The 1,102-nt window shown below is 56.8% G+C and carries 1 protein-coding gene and 1 pseudogene; both read left to right on the forward strand.

The features are described from left to right. The coding region (locus ACRC1E_RS14025; protein WP_438515708.1) for a TetR/AcrR family transcriptional regulator at positions 1–679 on the forward strand (679 nt) is incomplete at its 5' end. A 27-nt stretch (positions 680–706) separates the two neighbouring features. Beyond that, positions 707–1,102 (forward strand): annotated as a pseudogene (gene fadE / locus ACRC1E_RS14030) (acyl-CoA dehydrogenase); the annotation flags it as partial.

Consider the following 1,102-nt stretch of genomic DNA (forward strand, 5'->3'; position numbering starts at 1 on the left):
AAATCAGACTGCAAACACAATAGAGGCACCAGCCACCATGGAAGAGCATCGTTCCGATACCGCCGGGCGCATACTCGAAGTTTCCGAGTTGCTCTTTGTCGAGCACGGTTTCGAGGCGACTTCCCTGCGCATGATTACCCAGCAGGCCGAGGTCAATCTCGCGGCGGTTAATTACCACTTTGGCTCGAAAGACGCCTTGTTCGAATCGGTATTCATGCGCCGCTTTACGCCGCTGATATCGGCGTGTCTGTCCGAGCTGGATGCGGTAGAGAATAGCCCTGCGGCAAGTTCGATCGAGGCGGTGGTGATGACGTTTATCCGTCCTTGCCTTGCCTTGTCGCACGACCCGGCGCGTGGTGGCGCACTATTTGTGCGCTTGCTGTCGCGTGCGCTGGTGGAAAATCACCGCCTGCTGCGCGAGGCTTTGTCGCGTGAATACAGCGAGTTCGTCGAGCGTTATACCGCAGCATTTCGTCGCAGCTTGCCGGCGCTTGACGAGCAGGAGCTGTCATGGCGCATGCACTTTGCCTTCGGCCTAATGTTCAACGCGTTTGCCGGTAATGATGTGCTGAAAGTCTTTCGCAAGAGCCCGGTGGTGACGGCGCGAGACCCGGAAGCGATTGTTCAGCATTTGGTGCCGTTTGTGCTTGCCGGTCTGACCATGCCAGCGTCTGCTTGACATGGTTTTACACTAGGAAACCTGAATATGATTTACGCCATTGCTCTTGTCCTGCTGGTCGGTGTGCTTGCCTACTGGCGTGCACCGGTTCTTGCCTGGACGCTGGTCATCGCGGCTTGGCTCGCAGCAGCCCAGTTTGTGGGTGGCTGCTCGCTTGCTAATGGCTTATGGATTGCCTTTGCTGTTGTTGCGCTGATCCTGAACCTGCCGCCACTGCGCCGTATCGTCTTTACCGGGCCGGTCTTCAAGATTTTCAAGAAGATCACCCCGGCCATGAGCCAGACCGAGCAAGAGGCTATCAATGCCGGTACCGTATGGTGGGACAAGGATCTCTTTTCCGGCAAGCCTGACTGGAAAAGGCTGCTGGCCTTTCCTGATCCTAAGCTGTCGGCCGAAGAGCAGGCGTTTATCGATGGCCCGACA

Source organism: Craterilacuibacter sp., assembly GCF_051659485.1.
In the GTDB taxonomy this organism is placed as follows: Bacteria; Pseudomonadota; Gammaproteobacteria; order Burkholderiales; family Chromobacteriaceae; genus Craterilacuibacter.